The organism is Pseudomonas lalucatii (assembly GCF_018398425.1).
Classification (GTDB): domain Bacteria; phylum Pseudomonadota; class Gammaproteobacteria; order Pseudomonadales; family Pseudomonadaceae; genus Aquipseudomonas; species Aquipseudomonas lalucatii.
Genome location: NZ_JADPMV010000001.1, coordinates 2,168,742 through 2,187,561, shown reverse-complemented (window position 1 = coordinate 2,187,561; position 18,820 = coordinate 2,168,742). Strand labels below are relative to the sequence as shown.

Annotated in this window: 16 protein-coding genes, 1 pseudogene and 1 riboswitch; of the genes and pseudogenes, 10 read left to right on the top strand and 7 right to left on the bottom strand. The window is 68.4% G+C overall.

Features of this window, described 5'->3' with window-relative positions:
• The first annotated feature begins 40 nt into the window (after positions 1-40).
• Genes I0D00_RS09950 through I0D00_RS09935 form a run of 4 tightly spaced genes read left to right on the top strand, consistent with a single transcriptional unit; the run spans position 41 to position 3,599 of the window.
• On the top strand, positions 41-922 hold the full coding sequence (locus I0D00_RS09950) for a DUF6625 family protein (protein WP_213639561.1): 882 nt from the start codon (positions 41-43) through the stop codon (positions 920-922).
• Positions 919-2,070 (top strand): glycosyltransferase, encoded by a 1,152-nt coding sequence (locus I0D00_RS09945; protein WP_213639560.1) that lies wholly within the window; start codon positions 919-921, stop codon positions 2,068-2,070. Before I0D00_RS09950 ends, I0D00_RS09945 begins: the two co-directional genes overlap by 4 nt.
• A complete protein-coding gene (locus I0D00_RS09940) occupies positions 2,067-2,951 on the top strand; it encodes a glycosyltransferase (RefSeq protein WP_213639559.1) in 885 nt (294 codons plus the stop codon). The genes I0D00_RS09945 and I0D00_RS09940 overlap by 4 nt, the downstream gene beginning before the upstream one ends.
• A 6-nt stretch (positions 2,952-2,957) precedes the next feature.
• Positions 2,958-3,599, top strand: a complete 642-nt coding sequence (locus I0D00_RS09935) for a CatB-related O-acetyltransferase (RefSeq protein ID WP_213639558.1) — start codon at positions 2,958-2,960, stop codon at positions 3,597-3,599.
• Positions 3,600-3,610: 11 nt separating this feature from the next.
• On the opposite strand, the gene I0D00_RS21705 is transcribed toward I0D00_RS09935, so the two are convergent.
• The gene (locus I0D00_RS21705; RefSeq protein WP_338050406.1) at positions 3,611-4,249 is read right to left on the bottom strand and encodes a lipopolysaccharide kinase InaA family protein; all 639 of its coding nucleotides are present in this window, start codon (positions 4,247-4,249) and stop codon (positions 3,611-3,613) included.
• Positions 4,249-5,433, bottom strand: coding sequence for an O-antigen ligase family protein (locus I0D00_RS09930; protein WP_338050405.1), 1,185 nt, complete (start codon positions 5,431-5,433; stop codon positions 4,249-4,251). The genes I0D00_RS21705 and I0D00_RS09930 overlap by 1 nt, the downstream gene beginning before the upstream one ends.
• 147 nt (positions 5,434-5,580) lie before the next feature.
• Here I0D00_RS09930 and msbA point away from each other — a divergent pair, with 147 nt between their 5' ends.
• From msbA to hldE, 4 genes are all read left to right on the top strand, one after another.
• On the top strand, positions 5,581-7,398 hold the full coding sequence (msbA, locus tag I0D00_RS09925; RefSeq protein ID WP_213639557.1) for a lipid A export permease/ATP-binding protein MsbA: 1,818 nt from the start codon (positions 5,581-5,583) through the stop codon (positions 7,396-7,398).
• Entirely contained in the window at positions 7,398-8,294 is an 897-nt protein-coding gene (locus tag I0D00_RS09920; protein ID WP_213639556.1) for a GNAT family N-acetyltransferase, read from the top strand. The genes msbA and I0D00_RS09920 overlap by 1 nt, the downstream gene beginning before the upstream one ends.
• A gap of 2 nt (positions 8,295-8,296) precedes the next feature.
• Entirely contained in the window at positions 8,297-9,691 is a 1,395-nt protein-coding gene (locus I0D00_RS09915; protein ID WP_213639555.1) for a PIG-L deacetylase family protein, read from the top strand.
• Positions 9,692-9,779: 88 nt separating this feature from the next.
• Entirely contained in the window at positions 9,780-11,201 is a 1,422-nt protein-coding gene (gene hldE / locus I0D00_RS09910; protein ID WP_213639554.1) for a bifunctional D-glycero-beta-D-manno-heptose-7-phosphate kinase/D-glycero-beta-D-manno-heptose 1-phosphate adenylyltransferase HldE, read from the top strand.
• Positions 11,202-11,290: 89 nt separating this feature from the next.
• On the opposite strand, the pseudogene I0D00_RS09905 reads toward hldE, so the two are convergent.
• The 4 genes and pseudogenes from I0D00_RS09905 to I0D00_RS09890 all read right to left on the bottom strand — a co-directional run.
• Positions 11,291-12,187: pseudogene (locus I0D00_RS09905) on the bottom strand (metal ABC transporter ATPase); the annotation flags it as partial.
• Positions 12,188-12,221: 34 nt separating this feature from the next.
• The gene (locus I0D00_RS09900; RefSeq protein ID WP_213639553.1) at positions 12,222-13,031 is read right to left on the bottom strand and encodes an aldo/keto reductase; all 810 of its coding nucleotides are present in this window, start codon (positions 13,029-13,031) and stop codon (positions 12,222-12,224) included.
• Entirely contained in the window at positions 13,031-14,203 is a 1,173-nt protein-coding gene (locus I0D00_RS09895) for an NAD(P)/FAD-dependent oxidoreductase (protein WP_213639552.1), read from the bottom strand. Before I0D00_RS09895 ends, I0D00_RS09900 begins: the two co-directional genes overlap by 1 nt.
• Positions 14,204-14,267: 64 nt before the next feature.
• Positions 14,268-14,600 carry a DMT family transporter gene (locus I0D00_RS09890; RefSeq protein ID WP_213639551.1) on the bottom strand — a complete coding sequence of 111 codons (333 nt, stop codon included), beginning with the start codon at positions 14,598-14,600 and terminating at the stop codon, positions 14,268-14,270.
• Between the two features lie 94 nt (positions 14,601-14,694).
• On the opposite strand from I0D00_RS09890, the gene I0D00_RS09885 reads away from it, so the two are divergent.
• A complete protein-coding gene (locus I0D00_RS09885) occupies positions 14,695-15,579 on the top strand; it encodes a LysR family transcriptional regulator (RefSeq protein ID WP_213639550.1) in 885 nt (294 codons plus the stop codon).
• A gap of 33 nt (positions 15,580-15,612) precedes the next feature.
• Positions 15,613-16,896 carry a lipid IV(A) 3-deoxy-D-manno-octulosonic acid transferase gene (gene waaA, locus I0D00_RS09880; RefSeq protein ID WP_213639549.1) on the top strand — a complete coding sequence of 428 codons (1,284 nt, stop codon included), beginning with the start codon at positions 15,613-15,615 and terminating at the stop codon, positions 16,894-16,896.
• 66 nt (positions 16,897-16,962) lie between these two features.
• Here the strand turns inward: waaA and I0D00_RS09875 are convergent, their stop codons facing one another.
• Positions 16,963-18,402 carry a TolC family outer membrane protein gene (locus I0D00_RS09875; RefSeq protein ID WP_213639548.1) on the bottom strand — a complete coding sequence of 480 codons (1,440 nt, stop codon included), beginning with the start codon at positions 18,400-18,402 and terminating at the stop codon, positions 16,963-16,965.
• Positions 18,403-18,620: 218 nt separating this feature from the next.
• A riboswitch (TPP riboswitch) is annotated at positions 18,621-18,728 on the top strand.
• The last annotated feature ends 92 nt before the right edge of the window (positions 18,729-18,820 follow it).

Genomic DNA, 18,820 nt, shown 5'->3' with positions numbered 1-18,820 from the left:
AGCAGATGACCAGCCGAACTCAGTGCAGGGGGAATGCGCCATGACGGCTCAGCCGAGTATTTGTTTCGTGATCCCGTATTTCGGCCGCTGGCCCTTCTGGATGCCGTTCTTTCTGGAGAGCTGCCGGCGCAATCCGGATGTCGACTGGTTGCTGTTCAGCGACTGCGGGGTGCCGGCCGATCTGCCGGAGAACGTGCGCGTCGAGAGCATCTCCTATGCCGATTATTGCGCCCTGGTCGCCCAGCGCCTGAACATTCCGTTCGCGCCGGAGAATGCCTACAAGCTGTGCGACATCAAGCCGGCCCTGGGCTTTATCCATGCGGACCGCCTGGCCGGCTACGACTTCTGGGCGTTCGGCGACATCGACCTGGTGTTCGGCAGGCTGCGTGACTACTTCACGGCCGAACGCCTGGCGCGTCGCGACCTGTTCTCCACCCATGAGCGACGGGTCTCCGGCCATCTGTGCCTGATGCGCAATACGCAGCGGATGCGTGAGGCCTTCATGCGCATGCCGCACTGGCAGGCGCGCTTCTGCGATCAGCAGCATCATGCCCTGGACGAGGGGGCCTTCAGCCGGATATTTCTCTGGCGCAAGAACTTCCCCCGTCCGTTGTTCAAGCTGGTCGGGCTGTTCAATCCCTGGCGCCGCCGCAGTGAGTTCCGCGAAGCGTTCAGTACCCCAAGCGGGTGCATTCCATGGACCGATGGCGGCTTCGTGTTTCCCACCCGCTGGTTCTGGCATGAAGGCCGCCTGAGCAACGATCTGGACTCGGGGCGGGAGTTTCCCTACTTCCACTTCGTGGTGTGGAAGCGCGACGCCTGGCCGGCGCTCGAGCTGCCGTCTGCCGAAGCGGTCGAGCGCCTGGCGCGCGAGCCGGTATGGCAGATCAGCGCCCAGGGATTCCAGCAGGGTGAGTCATGAGCAGGCGGATCAAGGTGCTGCAGCTGCAGCCGGACTACAACGTCAAGGCCCACGACTTCGCCGACCTGGCCGAGCAGATCGTCAAGGCATTACCCTACGCGCGTTATGAGGTGGTCGCCGCTTTTCTGCGGGGCGAGCCGGCGCCTGGGGAACCGGTGAGTCGAGCCGATCGTTCGGTGTACTTCAATTTTGCCGACAAACAGCTCAAGGGGCTGCGGCTGCGGGCCATGTGGCAGCTCTATCGCTTCTGCCGAGAAGAGCGCTTCGATGTGGTGATCTGCAACCGCTTCAAGCCGGTCAACATGCTGTTGCAGCTGAACCGCTGGCTGAAGGTGCCGCTGTGCATCGGCATTTCCCATGGCTTCGGTGAGTACGATCGCTTCTACCGGCGGCGCCAGGCGCGAGGGTTGATTGATTCCGCCTGGCGCTTCGTCGGGGTCTCCCCGGCGGTGAAGCAATACTTGCTGGATTGCGCCTGCGGCTTCACCGCCGAGAATACGGTGGCGATCACCAATGCCATCGATATCGAGCAGGCCGAGGCGCTGCAGCTGCAGCGCGATGAGGCACGGCGGCAGCTGGGGCTCGACCCCGAGGCCAGGCTGATCGGCGCCCTGGGTCGCCTGGTGCCCGTCAAGGGACACGTCTATCTGCTGCGCGCCTTCGCCCGCCTCAAGGACAAGTACCCCGGGGTGCAGCTCGCCATCATCGGCAAGGGCCGCGAGGAGGCGAGGCTCAGGGCCGAGGCCGGCAAGCTCGGGCTCGAAGGCCGCGTGCATCTGCTGGGCTTTCGTGAGAACGCCTTGCAGTACGTGCGCGCCTTCGACCTCTGGACCATGCCGTCGCTGGCCGAGGGGCTGGGCCTGGCGCTGCTCGAGGGCATGAGCGGGCACCTTCCGGTCATCGCCTCGAACGTGCCGGCCATGCTGCCCCTGATCGAGGGGGCCGGAGGCCTGGCCGTACCGCCCGCGGATGTCGACGGCCTGACTGCCGCGCTGGACAGCTACCTGGCGCTCAGTGACGAGCAGCTGCGGGCCAAGGGGGAGCAGGCGTACCGTTACCTGCAGTCCCATCACGATATCGAATCCTTCCGACAGCAGTACTTGCGTCTCATCGACGAGTCGCTGAATCAGGTGAGCCAAGCATCATGAGTGAACATCAGCCGTTGGTCACGGTGATCATCGCGTCATACAACCATGCTCCGTATATCGAGGCGTGCATCCAGAGCGTGCTGCGTCAGACCTACCCGAATGTCGAGCTGCTGGTCATCGACGATGGCTCCAAGGACGACAGCGTCGAGCGCATCCGCCGCCTCCAGGGTGAACATGGCTTCGATTTCCAGGTGCAGCAGAATCAGGGACTGACCCACACGCTCAATGCGGCGATCGAGCGTGCCAAGGGCAGCCTGGTCGTGCCCTTCGGCTCGGACGACATCATGCTCGAGGAGCGTCTGGCCAAGCAGGTCGCCTATATGGAGGGCAAGCCGGAGGTCGGGATCTGTGCGGGCAATATCGAACTGATCGACGCCGACGGCGAGCTCTTCCCGGAGAAGCGCCAGCGCCGTGATGTGCCGTTTCGCCGCCTGGATTTCGACGACGTGTTCATGGAGCGCAAGCCCTATCCTCCTGCGCCGACCCTGATGTTTCGCAAGGAGGCCCTGGAGAAGGTCGGCGGCTTCGACCCGCAGATCCGCCTGGAGGACCTGCTGATCGAACTGAAGATCACCCATGCCGGTTACTACATCGACTGCCTGGGCGAGGTCCTGGCGCGCTATCGCAAGCATGCCAGCAACTCCTACAAGAACCACCGTTTCATGATCGACAGCATCCTGCGCACCTACGCGCTGTTCAGCGATCACCCACAGTACGAGTTCGTGCGCACGCGCTTTCTCAGCTCGATGTTCCTCAAGTGCTCGAACCGCGATCGGGCCCTGGCCCGTGAGCTGCTGGCGCAGATTCCCTTCAAGAGCTGGTCGAAGAAGACCTGGCGGGGCCTGATGCGCCTGTACTTCTCGCCCCTGGAAAAGAGCTGATTCGCCGTGGGTTTCTGGGCTCGTTACCGGGAGAAGCGTGCCAAGAAGCGGATCCGCGCCTTGCCCAAGCTGCACCAGGGGCAGGCCAAGTTCTTGCGCCGCTATCCGCAGTACCAGATGGGGGTGGGCAGCTACGGCCTGCCCATCGTGCATGACTGGCAGGAGGGCGCGACCCTGAGGATTGGCAGCTACTGCTCCATAGCCGAGCAGGTGGAGATCTTCCTCGGCGGTCATCATCGGGCCGACTGGGTCAGCACCTATCCGTTTCCGGCGATGATCCCCGAGGTGGCGGACGTCCCCGGTTACGCGGTGAGTCGCGGAGATGTCGTGATCGGCAGCGACGTCTGGCTGTGTACCCACGCGATCATCCTGTCGGGGGTCACGGTGGGACACGGCGCCGTGGTGGCGGCGGGGGCTGTGGTCAGCCGGGATGTGGCGCCTTACTCGGTGGTCGCCGGCAATCCGGCCCGGCACGTGCGCTGGCGCTTCCCCGAGGAGTCGCGCGCCGCCTTGCTGGAAAGCGCCTGGTGGGAATGGCCGGAGGCGGAAGTGCGCAGCGTTGCCAGGTTGCTATGCAGCGATCGGCTCAGCGAGTTTCTCGAGTATGCCCGGCAACGCGAGTCGGGTGCGGCAGCGGCCAGGCGCTAGAGCGCTAGCCGTCAGCCGGGGAAGAGCTGTTGCGCCGTTCTGCCCGCGAGCCGGCCATACCCGCTGCGCAATGCATGGCGGTATTCCTCGAAAAGCCAGCGGCTGTCCTCGGCGTAGCGGCGCATGTGCTTCAGGTTGCGCCGACGCTTCCCCAGGCTGAGCGCGAAGCGACCGATGCGCATGTCCGCCAGGTCGATCAGGCCGAGCTGGTCATCGGGCAGCAGCAGTACATTGCCCAGGTGCACCGAGCGGAAGTACACGCCCGCTTCATGCAGCTTCGCCAGCAGCTCCCCGAAGCGCTCCACCAGTCTTTCGCGTTGCTCGGCCGAGCCCTGACTGAGCGCCTGGCGCAGGGTCTTGCCTGGCAGCGGCCAGTAGTGCACGGCGGTCGCGTTGACCGGTCCGGGAAGGGCATAGACCTGAATGATCTGCGGGCTGATAAACCCGAGGCGCTGCAGGTCCCTGGCGTTCTCGGCGAAGCGCCTGGCATAGGGGCGAAGCGTTTCGCTGGACCAGCGTGAGCGTTTGCGAAAGAGCTTGAGAAAGCTGCCGTCGTGCAGCTTCAGTACCTTGGCGCCCAGCCCGTCACTCTCCAGTACTTCGGCGTTGTCGGAGAGTCCTTCGAGTTCTTGCTGCGACAGTCGCTGCATCAGGTCCGCGCCCCGGATGTCCGTTGAGAAAGACTGAGTGCAGCAATCAGTGCCAGGGGGATCCAGGTCAGAAACCAGTGCTCCTTGGGCCGCGCGAGGATGCCACCGCCTTCGGCCAGGCCGCCACCGAGGCCATAGACCAGCAAGGCGCCGGCGATCACGAACAGGTAGTTGGCCCGGTTCACCCAGCACTGGCGCAGCGCCACCAGGTGCATGGCGAGCCAGAGGCACAGGCCGACTATGCCGGTGTAATAGAGCACGCCGATGGCGAAGCTGTGTGGTTCGCTGAAGGGTACTGGGAATCCCGGGAGCTGAATGGCCAGGTGGGCATCGAAGCCAAATCCCAGCCAGGGCCTCTGGCTGATCCTGCTCAGCGTGTCTTGCCAGAGTTCGAGTCGATAGGAGGTTCCGCGGGCTAGCAGCGCCTCGGGATAAAGCAGCAACAGGGCGCTCAGGCCGGAGAGGCCGATCAGGATCAGTACTAGCGAGCGCTTGTTCCAGCAGGCCAGGGCCAGCCAGGCGCCGGCCAGCGAGGCGGCCAGGAGGGGGGTGCGGGAGCCGGTGGCCAGCAGCGTGGCCGCCAATGCCAGCGCAGGGAGTGCAGCGAGCCAGCCCAACCGGCGCGGCAGCGTCATGCCAAGGCCGAGCCAGAGAATGCAGAAGAAGCCGAACAGGTGTGAGCTCAGCAGCGGGTTGTCCAGTGCGCCCGTGCCGATCAGTCTGTGGCCGGGCTTCCACGTTGTGGCGACCTCGGCGAGGGCGTAGAAGACGATTGGGAGCACCGCCAGGGCGGCGATAAGCATGCTGTGGGCAAAGCGCCGTCGATTCTGGTGGGCCAGCAGGCAGCAGCCGGCCATCAGCATGAAGATATACACCGGGCGCTTGAACAGGCTGCCGATGGAGGCGTCGGTATCGGACCAACTGATGCTCAGCAGCGCCCAGGCGGCATAGGCGAGAAACGCAAGGACGATGGGTTCCCGCAGCAACAGCCTGAGTTCCTGCGGGCGGAGCAGCAAGGCCACCAGGGCAGGCGCCGCGATCAGTGCGTAAAACAGCTTGTGATAGATACTGCGGTCGGGCAGCAGGGGCAGGCCGATCAGCAGACAAAGTAGCCCCAGTGGCAGCAGCCAGTTGCAGATGAACGTGAAGCTGCGCTGGCGCAGGTTGGCGGTGGTTGAGTGCATCTGCCTCTGCTTTCGAGCTGGCTAGGAGGCGGCGATTCTACTGGAACAGGCGGTGAATTTCTTGCGGATTGAGACACTTGTCCCCTCAATCCCAGGCTTCGGCGCTGTGATAGTATCCCGCTTTTATACGATCCAAGGCCCCACCCGATGAGCGAAAAAGCTGCAAGCCAGGACTCCGCATCGAGTCTGAAGATCTATCTGCGCTTGCTCTCGTATGTCCGTCCCTATTTGGGGCTTTTCATGCTGAGTATCCTGGGCTTCCTGATTTTCTCCTCTACCCAGCCGATGCTCGGCTACATCCTCAAGTATTTCGTCGACGGCCTGGCCAACCCGGATGCCCGCCTGTTTCCGGAGGTGCCCTACCTCCAGGATCTGCAGCTGGTCGAGGCCGTGCCGCTGCTGATCGTGCTGATCGCCCTGTGGCAAGGCATTGGCTCCTATCTGGGCAACTACTTCCTGGCCAAGGTCTCCCTGGGCCTGGTGCACGACCTGCGGGTTGCCCTGTTCAACAACCTGCTGGTGCTGCCCAACCGCTATTTCGACAACCACAACTCGGGGCACCTGATCTCGCGCATCACCTATAACGTGACCATGGTCACCGGGGCGGCCACCGACGCCATCAAGGTGGTGGTGCGCGAAGGCATGACGGTGATCTTCCTGTTCGCCACCCTGTTGTGGATGAACTGGAAGCTGACCCTGGTCATGGTCGCCATCCTGCCGGTGATCGGCGTGATGGTCAGCAGCGCCAGCCGCAAGTTCCGCAAGCAGAGCAAGAAGATCCAGGTGGCCATGGGCGATGTCACCCACGTCGCCTCGGAAACCATCCAGGGCTATCGAGTGGTGCGCAGCTTCGGTGGCGAGACCTACGAGCAGGAGCGCTTCTTCAGCTCCAGTCAGAGCAACACGCAGAAGCAGCTGCGCATGACCAAGACCGGCGCGGTGTACACGCCCATGCTGCAGCTGGTGATCTACAGCGCCATGGCGGTGTTGATGTTCCTGGTGCTGTTCATGCGCGGCGACGCCTCGGCCGGCGACCTGGTCGCCTATATCACCCTGGCGGGGCTGCTGCCCAAGCCGATCCGCCAGCTGTCGGAGGTGAGCTCCACCATCCAGCGCGGCGTGGCCGGTGCCGAGAGCATCTTCGAGCAGCTGGACCAGGCGCCTGAGGTGGATCACGGCACCCAGGAGCGCGAGCGGGTCAGCGGCCGTCTCGAGGTGCGCGACCTGAGCTTCGTCTACCCGGGGGCCGATAAAGCCGTATTGAGCGACATCTCCTTCAGCGTCGAGCCGGGGCAGATGGTCGCCCTGGTCGGCCGCTCCGGCAGCGGCAAGTCGACCCTGGCCAGCCTGATCCCGCGTTTCTACCACCACGACCAGGGGCAGATCCTCCTGGACGGCCTGGATGTCGAGGACTACCGGTTGCGCAACCTGCGCCGGCACATCGCCCTGGTCACCCAGCACGTCACCCTGTTCAACGATACGGTGAGCAACAACATCGCCTATGGCGACCTGGCCGAAGCGCCCCCGGCCGAGGTGCGCAAGGCGGCCGAGGCCGCCTATGCCGCCGAATTCATCGAGCAGATGCCGCAAGGCTACGACACCCTGGTCGGCGAGAATGGCGTGCTGCTGTCCGGCGGTCAGCGTCAGCGCCTGGCCATCGCCCGGGCCCTGCTCAAGGACGCCCCGCTGCTGATCCTCGACGAGGCCACCTCGGCGCTGGATACCGAGTCCGAGCGGCATATCCAGGCGGCCCTGGACGAGGTGATGAAGGGCCGCACCACCCTGGTCATCGCCCACCGCCTGAGCACCATCGAGAAGGCCGACCTGATCCTGGTGATGGACCAGGGGCGCATCGTCGAGCGCGGCGCGCACGCCGAGCTGCTGGCGCAGAACGGCTACTACGCCCGCCTGCATGCCAGGCAGTTCGAGGCCGACGCCGAGCCGCTGCTGGAGCAGGACGTTTGATGCTGAGTCATCTGCGCCTGTGGCGCGAGCAGGGCTGGACCCCGATCGATGCCGTCACCTATGCCGAACTCTGGCAGCGCTTCGGCGGCAGCGTGGCCACCCATCCGCAGGTGGTCGAGCGCCTGGCCGGCCTGGCGGGCATCCCGGTGCGCTACCTGGGGTGGCAGGCGCAGGGCGAGCTGAGGGCGGCGCTACCGACCTGGGGACGCCACCTGGCACTGTCCAAGGACGTGCTCAAGCGCCAGGGCAAGCGCGGCCTGTTCGACCTGGGCAATGCCGAGATCATCCTGCCGATGGCGCCGCAGGCGCGGCTGGCGCTGCGGCACAAGGCGCGCTACCTCTCCGATCTGCACGCCGAACACATCAGCTCCCTGCGCGAGCAGGCCGAGGGCCTGGCCCTGGCCCGCGAGCCCGAGCAGTACAGCAAGAAATTCCGCTACAACCAGCGCCGCGAGCAGCGCCTGCTGGAGGAGGCGGGCGGGGTGATCCGGCCCATGCTGGAGCTGAGCGCCGGCGAACAGGCGGCGATCTATGCCGAGCTGTTCCAGCGCCGCTGGGGCTTCGAGGCCACCGGCAAGGCCCACCTGGCCGAGGTCTTCGCCCTGCTGCGCGAGTTCATGACCGGCTCGCTGATCTACCTCAACGACGAGCCGGTGGCCATCCAGGTGCTCTACCGGGTCGAGGCGCCGCAGTGGGTCAGCCTGGAGTACATCAACGGCGGCGTCGACCCGCAGAACCGCGAGTTCAGTCCCGGCAGCGTGCTCAGCTTCGTCAACACCCAGGCCGCCTGGGCCGAGGCCCGGGCCCTGGGCAAGCCGCTGCGCTACTCCTTCGGCCGCGCCGACCGCGAATACAAGGACCGCTGGTGCAATCGCGTGCCGGTCTATCAGGTGTGAGCATGGCCGGTCGCAAGCAGCAGCTGCTCGAGCGTCACCGTCGGCACAAGCGCACCGCCCTGCTGGTCGGCTTGCTGGTCCTGGCCCTGCTCGGCGTGCTGCTGGCCTGGTGGCTGGTGCCGCTGTTACTGGTGCTGGGCTGGGTCGCCCACGAGGCCTGGTTCGCCGATCACCTGTTCTATTCCCCCGGTGATGACTACCGCTACGCGTTTCCGCCGGATACCCGGCAGTTGCCCGCGCAGGTGGTCGATGGCGTGTTGAGGGTGGACGGCGATTTCGCCGGCGCCGACACGCTGATCCTGCAGCTGGACATCCGCGCCGACTGGCTGGGGCGCTGGCTCGATCCCCGGGTGCTGGTCGGCGGCGATCGTCAGGACTTCGAGCGCGGCGTGCGCGGGCGGCGCTACCTCAACCTGTCCGGCCAGGGCGCGGCGCTGGCCGAGTCCGGCCTGCCAATCCGCGGACGCTTCTGTCGTCTCGGTGCCGGCGCCACGCTGTACGCGCTGAGCAACCCAGACTATGCCCGCCGGCGGCTGATGGTCATCGCCCCCCACGCCGACGACGCCGAACTGGCTGCCTTCGGCCTGTACAGCGCTGCAGCCGAGGCGAGCATCGTCACCCTGACCCAGGGCGAGATCGAGGCCGAGGTCTACCAACCCCTGGGCCTGGATCGCGCCGCGGCGGCGCGTCTCAAGGGCCGCCTGCGCAGCTGGGACAGCCTGGCGGTGCCGCTGTGGGGCGGTGTCCCCCAGGCGCGCTGCGTGCAGCTCGGCTACTACTGCCTGCAATTGCCGGCGATGGCCGAGCGGCCGCAGCAGGGCTTCGGCTCCCGCGAGTCCGGCGACGACGATATCCGCAGCGCGCGCCGGCACAATCCGCTGCCGCTGCCCGGCGACGCCGATGGCGTCGCCAGCTGGGACAACCTGGTGGCGGACCTGGCGGCGCTGCTCGAGCATTTCCGCCCCGAGGTGCTGGTCACCCCGCACCCGCAGCTGGACCCGCACAGCGACCATGTCGCGGCGACCCGCGCCCTGCACGAGGCGATCGCGGCCAGTGCCTGGAAGCCGCAGACCCTGCTGCTCTACGCCAACCACCTGCACGACAACGACCGCTGGCCCATGGGCCCGGCCGGCCAGGGCATCGCCCTGCCGCCGGCCATCGAGCCCCTGCCGGCCGACGGCCTGTGGAGCCCGGGCCTGAGCGCCGAGGCGCAGCTGGACAAGACCATGGCCCTGGCCATGCAGCACGACCTGCAGGGCCGCTTGCCGGCGAAGAAGCGCGCCCGCCGGCTGATCCAGCGCCTGCTCGCCGGGCGCCGCTGGCCGGCCAGTGGCGAGGACGAGTTCTTCCGCAAGGCGGTGCGCCGCCACGAACTGTTCTGGGTGCGTCCCCTGTAGCGGGGCCGCACACCCGACGCCAGCGCGCCGCGGCTGGCCTACATCGACATGCTATGATCTGCGGCGATTTTGCCGCCCCGGAGTCCCCATGAAGTTGTCCATGCCCCGTTTCGACCAAGCCCCCGTCCTGGTGGTGGGCGATGTCATGCTCGACCGCTACTGGCATGGCGGCACCTCGCGGATCTCCCCGGAGGCGCCGGTGCCGGTGGTCAAGGTCGAGCAGATCGAGGACCGCCCCGGCGGCGCGGCCAACGTCGCCCTGAACATCGCCGCCCTCGGCGCGCCGGCCGTGCTGGTCGGCGTGACCGGCGCCGACGAGGCCGCCGACAGCCTGAGCAACAGCCTGCAGGCGGTGGGCGTGAAGACCCGTTTCCAGCGCATCGAGCACCAGCCGACCATCGTCAAGTTGCGGGTCCTGAGCCGCCACCAGCAGCTGTTGCGCCTGGACTTCGAGGAGGCCTTCAGCACCGACGCCGGCGCCATCGCCCGCGAGGTCGAGGCGCTGCTCGAGGGCGTCAAGGTGCTGGTGCTGTCGGACTACGGCAAGGGCGCGCTGCAGAACCACCAGGTGCTGGTGCAGGCCGCCCGTGCCCGCGGCATCCCGGTGCTGGCCGATCCCAAGGGCAAGGATTTCTCCATCTACCGCGGCGCCAGCCTGATCACCCCCAACCTCAGCGAGTTCGAGACCATAGTCGGTCGCTGCGCCGACGAGGCCGAGCTGGTCGCCAAGGGCGCGGCGCTGATGCGTGAGCTGGACCTCGGCGCGCTGCTGGTGACCCGCGGCGAGCACGGCATGACCCTGCTGCGCCCGGACCACGCGCCGCTGCACCTGCCGGCCCGGGCCCGCGAGGTGTTCGATGTCACCGGTGCCGGCGACACGGTGATCTCCACCCTGGCCGCCAGCCTGGCCGCCGGCGAGGAGCTGCCGCAGGCGGTGGCTCTGGCCAACCTGGCCGCCGGCATCGTGGTCGGCAAGCTCGGTACCGCGGCGATCAGCGCTCCCGAGCTGCGCCGTGCGGTGCAGCGCGAGCAGGGCTCCGAGCGCGGCGTGCTGAGCCTGGACCAGCTGCTGCTGGCCATCGAGGACGCCCGCGCCCATGGCGAGAAGATCGTCTTCACCAACGGCTGCTTCGACATCCTCCACGCCGGCCACGTGACCTATCTGGAGCAGGCCCGGGCCCAGGGCGACCGCCTGGTGCTGGCGGTCAACGACGACGCCTCGGTCAGTCGCCTCAAGGGCCCCGGCCGGCCGATCAACTCGGTGGACCGGCGCATGGCCGTGCTCGCCGGCCTCGGCGCGGTGGACTGGGTGGTGAGCTTCGCCGAGGACACCCCGGAGCGCCTGCTCGAGCAGGTGCAGCCTGACGTGCTGGTCAAGGGCGGCGACTACGGCATCGACCAGGTGGTCGGCGCGGAGATCGTCACCGCCTATGGCGGCGAGGTGCGGGTGCTCGGCCTGGTGGAGAACAGCTCGACCACGGCCATAGTCGAGAAGATCCGCAGCAAGTAGTCGCCCGGCCGCTGGGCGCCGGGGCGGCGCGCCTGCTCAGCCGCGCCGGGCGGCGTCCAGCTCGGGCGGCGGCGCCGGGGCGACGACTTGCCGCCGCCGGTCGGCGCGGCCTTGAGCCCCTGCAATTCCAGCCAGTCCTTCCAGCGGATGCGCTCCTCGCGCACCAGCCAGCCGTCCTGGGGCGCGAAACTCTCCGCCAGCCACAGGCCGCGGGTGCTGCTGGCGGTCAGCAGGCCGTTCTTCAGGGTCAGCAACTCGGCGGTCGGCTTGCCGTTCTTCAGGGGAATCAGGTACAGGTCCGGGCGCGTGCGGTCGAGGCGGGCGACCAGCTGGCCGTCTTCCAGGTGCTCGTCGACGTGGAACAGGCTGGGTTGCCTGGCCTCTTTCGGCAGTTCCAGGCGCAGGTCGTAGACCAGTTGCAGCGAGGCCGTCGGCAGGTGCACATAGGCCCGCGGCCGCTCCAGCAGGGTCAGGTTGCCGCATTGCACGGGGCGCGCCGCCCCGGACAGCGGGCTGAGGCGAAAGTGCACGGCCTCGCGGTAGTGCAGCGCGCCCTGATAGGGCGCCGGCAGCCAGGTGTCGCCGAAGCGGCCGTACAGCCAGCCTTCCGGGGTCTCCACCAGGCACTCCTCGGCCACCTCCTGGATCGCCGTGTGCAGCGGCAGGTTCAGCTCATGGGCGGGGACATAGCCGGAGATCAGCTTGAGCACCACGTCGCCGCGGTCCAGGCGCCGCTGGCGCACCAGCAGCCAGTACTCGCGGCCGTGCCAGCCGAGGGTCAGGCGCACCGAGACCCCCAGGTTGGCCAGTTCCACGGCGAAGCGCTGGCTGTCGCCGACCTCGATCGCCCGGCGTCGTTCCAGGACCTGGGCGAAGTTCAGTGCCTGGCCGATGCCCTGGTAGCTGAGCCGTTCCGCGCCGGCCTCGACGAACAGCGGCAGGGTCTTGAATGCGCCGGGGTTCTTGCGGATCAGGGTACGCGCCATCTCGGCTCCTCTCGCGATTGGTCGTCGTAGCGGCTCAGGCGATGTCCTGGATCACCGCCGCGGCCGTCGCCACATTATGGGCCAGGTGGTCCGGATTGATGGTGCCGATGATCGCGCTGCTCACCGCCGGGTGGCCGAAGATCAGCTCGAAGCTGGCGCGCACCGGGTCCTCGCCCGGCTGCAGGCAGGCGTGGCCGCTGGCCAGGGCCTTCTTCACCAGGATGCCCTTGCCGTGCTGTTCGGCGTAGTCCAGCACCGGCAGTTCGCCCTGCTCGTCGAGGTTGTAGGTGACCATGGCGCAGTCGCCCTGCTGCAGGGCCAGCAGGCCGCCCTCGACGGTCTTGCCGGACAGGCCGAAGGCGCGGATCTTGCCCTCGCGCTTGAGTTCGGCGAGGACCTCGTAGACGCCGCTGTCGCGCAGGATGGCGACATCGTTGCCGTCCGAGTGGACCAGCAGCAGGTCGATGAAGTCGGTCTCCAGGCGCTTGAGGCTGCGCTCCACCGAGCGGCGGGTGTGGGCGGGGGAGAAGTCGAAGCGCGACTGGCCGTCTTCGAACTCCTCGCCGCTCTTGCTGACGATCACCCACTGCTCGCGCTGGCCGCGCAGCAGCGGGCCGAGGCGCGCCTCGCTGGTGCCGTAGGCCGGGGCCGTGTCGATCAGGTTGATGCCCAGCTCATGGGCCTGGGCCAGCAGCCGGCGGGCCTCGGCGTCGTCCGGGATGCGGAAGCCGCTGGGGTACTTGACGCCCTGGTCGCGGCCCAGCTTGACGGTGCCCAGGCCCAGCGGCGAGACCAGCAGTTCGGTCGCGCCCAGTGGGCGATGGAGGTTGTGCAGGGTGTGCATCAGAACAGGTCCTCCCAGGCGGGGTGGGCGATGGCCGGGCGCGGCAGCGCCGGCAGCGGCGGATGCTCGGCGGGGCGGATGCCGTCCCGCGCCAGGGTCGCCAGCACGCGGTCGGCGAAGTCCGGTGCCAAGGCCAGTTTAGTCGGCCAGCCGACCAGCAGGCGCTGCTGTTCGGCGAGGAAGGCGTTGTCCGGGCGCACCAGGCCGGATTGCGCGGGCTCGGCGCGTTCGACCCGCAGGGTGGCCCACTGCGCGCTGCCGAGGTCGAGCCAGGGCAGCAGGTTGCCGAGTTCCTGCTGCGCCGCCCGGATCTGCGCGGCCTCGTCGCGGGCCACGCCGTCGGCCTCGGCCAGGTCGCCGCCCAGGTACCAGACCCATTGGCCATCGGCCGCCGGGTGGCTGGTGACGGTGACCCGCGGCTTCGGCCCGCCGCCCAGGCAGTGGGCATACAGCGGTTTGAGGCTCGGCCCCTTGACCAGCACCATGTGCAGCGGGCGCAGCTGCTGGGCGGGCTGTTCGAGGCCCAGGGCGGCGAGCAGCTCGGCGTTGCCGCGGCCGGCGCTGAGCACGATGCGCTGGGCGCGAATATCCCGGCCGTCGACGCGCAGGCCGGCCAGCTCGCCCTGCTCGCGCAGCGGCTCGATGCGCTCGGCGGCCAGCAGGCCGTCGCCGGCCAGTTCGGCCAGGCGGGCGATCAGGCTGGGCACGTCGAGCACCAGCTCGGCCAGGCGATAGACCTTGCCCTTGAACCTGGGATGCTGCAGCGCCGGCGGCAGCTGCTCGCCCTTGACCTGGTCGACCCGGCCGCGCACCGCCTTGCTGGCGAAGAAGCTGGTCAGGTTGCCGGCCAGGCTGCCGGGGGACCACAGGTAGTGGGCCTCGGACAGCAGGCGCACGCCGGACAGGTCCAGCTCGCCGCTGCCGGCCAGCGCCTCGCGCCAGCGCCGCGGCATGTCGGCGATGGCCTCCGAGGCGCCGGTCAGGGCGCCGTGCAGGGCGTACTTGGCGCCGCCGTGGATGATCCCCTGGGACTTGACGCTCTGCCCGCCGCCGAGGCTGGCGTTTTCCACCAGCAGGGTGGCGAAACCCTGGCGACGCAGGCGCGCGTTCAGCCAGAGGCCGGCGATGCCGCCGCCGACGATCAGAATGTCCGTACTCAGAGCTTGGGGCATGGGCGCGCCTCGATGGAAAACCAGGCGCGCAGTATAACCCGCGGTGCCGCCCCGGCTGCCGCGATCAGTGGCCGACGCTTTGCGAGAACAGCTGGATCACCACCACGCCGGCGACGATCAGGGCCATGCCCAGCAGCGCCGGCAGGTCCAGGCGCTGCTGGTAGAGGAAGGTCGCGGCGACGCTCACCAGGACGATGCCCAGGCCGGCCCAGACCGCGTAGGCGACGCCCACCGGGATGGTCTTGACCACCAGGCTGAGCATCCAGAAGGACAGCGCATAACCGCACACCACCAGCAGCAGCGGCAGGGGGCGGTTGAAACCGTCCAGGGCCTTCATCGAGGCGGTGGCGACGACTTCGGCGGCGATGGCGATGCCGAGGTAGAGATAGCCGGTCATGGAAAGGTCCCTCCTGTGGGTATGGGAGGGATTCTAAGCGCTCGTGCGATGGGATAAAGTCATTACCTATCGTAGTTGAAGATAGGTTGCGGCGATGCAGTGGAGTCTGGAACAGATACGCCTGTTCGTCAGCGTGGCCGAGTGCCAGTCGTTTTCCGCGGCGGCGCGGCGCCTGGGGCGCGTGCAGTCGGCGGTCAGCAGCGCGATCGCCTTGCTGGAAACCGACCTCGGCGTGCTGCTGTTCGAGCGCAGCAGCGGCCGCCAGCCGCGCCTGACCGTCGCCGGCGAGGCCCTGTTGACCGAGGCGCGCGAGGTGCTGCGCCAGTGCCAGCGTCTGGAGGGCCGCGCCCTGGGCCTGGTGCACGGCGAGGAGGCGCGGTTGCGCCTGGCCCAGGACGAAGCCATGCCCTACCAGCCGGTACTCGACAGCCTGGAGGCGCTGGCGCAGCGCTTTCCCCGGCTGGAGGTGCAGGTCGCCAGCGGTGCCCAGGGCGATGTCGCGCGCAAGCTGCTGGAGCGCCGCGCCGATCTCGGCCTGCTGTTTCATCACGAAGGCATGCCCGAGGCCCTGGAGCGCCAGCGCCTGGGCACCATCGAGATGGTCACGGTGTGTGGTGCCGGGCATTCCCTGGCCGGCCAGGCGCATGCCGATCGGCGCGAGCTGGCGCGGCACCGGCAGCTGCTGATGGCGCCGCAGGACAGCACCTACCCCGGGGGCGAGCAGATCAGCCCCCAGGTGTGGCGGGCCGACAGCTTCTACGCCATGGCCGAGTTGCTGGCGCGCAACCTGGGCTGGGCCTGGCTGCCGCGTCATGTGGTGCAGTACCCCACCTACCAGGGGCAGCTGGTGGAGCTGCGCAGCGACTGGACGCCGCCGCCGCTGGTGGTGGAGCTGGTCTGCCGCCGCGACGAGGCCCTGGGGCCCGCGGCACGCTGGCTGGGCGAGCGATTCGCCGAACACCTGCGCGCCATCGGCTGATCGGCGGCGGTCGCTCTGCTAAGCTGCGCGCCCATGAATCGACCCCTGTATTCCCTGCTGCTGCACCTGGCCTTGCCCCTTATCGTCCTGCGCCTGGCCTACCGTGCCTGGCGCGCCCCGGCCTATGCCCGGCGTCTCGGCGAGCGCTTCGCCCTCGGGCTGCCGCCGCTGAAGCCCGGCGGCATCTGGCTGCATGCCGTTTCGCTCGGCGAGAGCATCGCCGCCGCGCCGTTGATCCGCGAGCTGCTGGAGCGTTACCCGCAGCTGCCGATCACCGTGACCTGCATGACCCCGACCGGCTCGGAGCGCATCCGCGCGTTGTTCGGTACGCCGGAGTACGCCGGACGGGTGCAGCATTGCTACCTGCCCTATGACCTGCCCTGGGCCGCCGCGCGCTTCCTCGAGCGGGTGCAGCCGCGCCTGGCGCTGATCATGGAAACCGAGCTGTGGCCCAACCATATCCATCAGTGCGCGCGCCGCGGCATTCCCGTGGTCCTGGCCAATGCGCGCCTGTCCGCACGCTCGGCCCGTGGCTATGCCCGCTTCGCCCGCTTGACCGCGCCGATGCTCGCCGAGTTGAGCCTGATCGCCGTGCAGACCGCCGCCGAGGCCGAGCGCTTCCGCGACCTGGGGGCGCGGCCCGAATGCGTCGAGGTGACCGGCTCGATCAAGTACGACCTGCACCTCGACCCGGCGCTGGCGCAGCGTGCCGCCGCGCTGCGGGCGCAGTGGGGCGCGCAGCGGCGGCCGCTGTGGATCGCCGCCAGCACCCACGCCGGCGAGGACGAGATCGTCCTCGCCGCCCACCGCCGGCTGCTGGCGGACCAGCCCGACGCGCTGCTGCTCCTGGTGCCGCGCCATCCCGAGCACTTCGCCGCGGTATTCGAACTGTGCCGCCGGCAGGGGTTCGCCACCCGTCGTCGCTCCAGCGGCGAGGCCCCGGACGCCGCCGACCAGGTGCTGCTCGGCGACACCATGGGCGAGCTGCTGTTCCTCTATGCCCTGGCCGACTGCGCCTTCGTCGGCGGCAGCCTGGTGGCCAACGGCGGGCATAACCTGCTGGAGCCGGCGGCCCTGGGCAAGCCGGTACTCAGCGGGCCGCACCTGTTCAATTTCCTCGAGATAGCCGCGCAGCTGCGCGAGGCCGGGGCGCTCGGCGAGGTCGCCGATGGCGAGCAGCTGGCCGCAGAGGTGGCCGGGCTGTGGCGCGAGCCGCAGCGGGCGCAGCGGATGAGCCAGGCCGGGGTGGCGGTGATGCGGGCCAACCAGGGGGCGCTGCAGCGCCTGCTCGCCGGGGTGGGGCGCCTGCTCGCCTAGGCTCGCTTGTCGCTGCGCGGCCCATGAAAAAGCCCGACTCGCGTCGGGCTTTTTCATGGCGGCGGCTCAGTAGTCCTGGGCGCCGCGCAGCTGCGCTTCGGCGGCCTTGGCCAGGTCCGGCGGGAGGAAGTCGCGATCCGGGTCGTAGTCGGGCTTGAGGAAGTCGCCCAGGGCCTCCAGGTCGGCCGGGCTGAGGGTGCCGGCGGCCTGCTTGAGGCGCAGGTTGTTGAGGATGTAGTCGTAGCGCGCATCGTTGTAGGTGCGCACCGAGTTGTACAGCTGGCGCTGGGCGTCGAGCACGTCGACGATGTTGCGGGTGCCGACCTGGTAGCCGATCTCGGTGGCCTCCAGGGCGCTCTGGTTGGAGATGATCGACTGCTTGCGCGCCTGCACGGTCTCCACGTCGGTGTTCACCGCGCGGTGCAGGTTGCGGGTGTCCTGCACCACCTGGCGGCGCCGGCTCTCGCGCAGCTGCTCGCTCTGGGTCAGGCGCTGGTAGGCCTCGCGCACCTGGGAGCTGGTCAGGCCGCCGCTGTACAGCGGGATGTTCAGCTGCAGGCCGATCGAGCGCTGCTCGACGTCGCCGCTGAAGGTGGCGGCGCTGGCGCTGCTGTTGCTGAAACCGAGGCTGTCGTTGTCGCCCTTCTGGTAGCTGGCCACCGCGTCCAGGGTCGGCGCATGGCCGGACTTGCGCTGGCGCAGGGTTTCCTCGGCGGCGCTGACCGCGTAGTTGCTGGCCTGCAGATTGAGGTTCTGCGCGCTGGCGGTATCGACCCAGGCCTTGGCGTCGTTGGGCGTCGGCGCGAGGATCGGCAGGCCGTGCTCGATGCCCTCGAGGGCACCGTGCTCGCGGTTGGTCAGGGTGATCAGGGCCTGGAAGGCGTCTTCCACCTGGCGTTCGGCGATGATCCGGTTGGCCCGCGCGGTGTCGAAGCCGGCCTGGGCCTCGAGCACGTCGGTCTTGTCCGACAGGCCGACGTCGAAGCGCTCGTTGGCCTGATCCAGCTGGCGCTTGAAGGCGGCTTCCTCGGCCTTGGTCGAGGCCAGGGTGTCCTGGGCGCGCAGCACGGCGAAGTAGGTCTCGGCGCTCTGCAGGATCAGCGCCTGCTCGGTGGCGGACAGTTCCAGGGCGGCCTGTTCGCTGATCGCCTCGGCCGCCTGCAGCTGGAACCAGCGGTCGGCGCGGAACAGCGGCTGGCTGAGGTTGGCCTGGTACACCGTGCCGCTGCGTGAGCTGGTGATGGACGGGGAGTCGACGGCGGTGCGGGTGTCGCTCAGGTTGGCGCCGGCCGAGAGGTTCGGCAGCAGCCCGGCGCGGGCCTGCGGTACCACCTCGCGGCGCGCCTGGTAGTCGGCGCGTGCGGCCGCCAGGTCGGCGTTGTTGCTGGCGGCCTCCTGGTAGACGGTGACCAGGTCGGTCTTGGGGGACAGCGGGGCCTGTTCGGCCCAGGCCAATCCGTTGGCGGCGGAGGCCACGGCAAGAGCCAGAGAGAGTCTGCGCAGCATTCGGGGGATCCTAGATTTGGCGGTAATCGGCAAGGCTAAGGGGGCCTGTCTGGAGGGTCAAGGCGTGCCGGGGGCGCCTGGAGTGTAGTTTGCAACAAGCTATGTTGCCTGGACGCAACAATCCTGCGGCAGGTGACGGCGCCGTCACGACCCGACGCATGGGTCGTGTTTTTTGACTTGCGGGTTGGTTTTATCGTCGCGCCTTGATTAGACTGGCCAGGTTCTTGTCGGGGTGCCCCATGCGCGGGGCTGAGATTGGCAGTTGCCGGATCCCGTTGAACCTGATCAGGTTAAAGGCCTGCGTAGGGAACAAGATGTCCTCGCCCATCCCTCGGCGAGTCCTCTCGGCACCGGCCCCGGTGCGCCCCGCACCCCTAGTCCGTTCCAGGTTCGCTCCGACAATCAGCCCAGGAGAGAA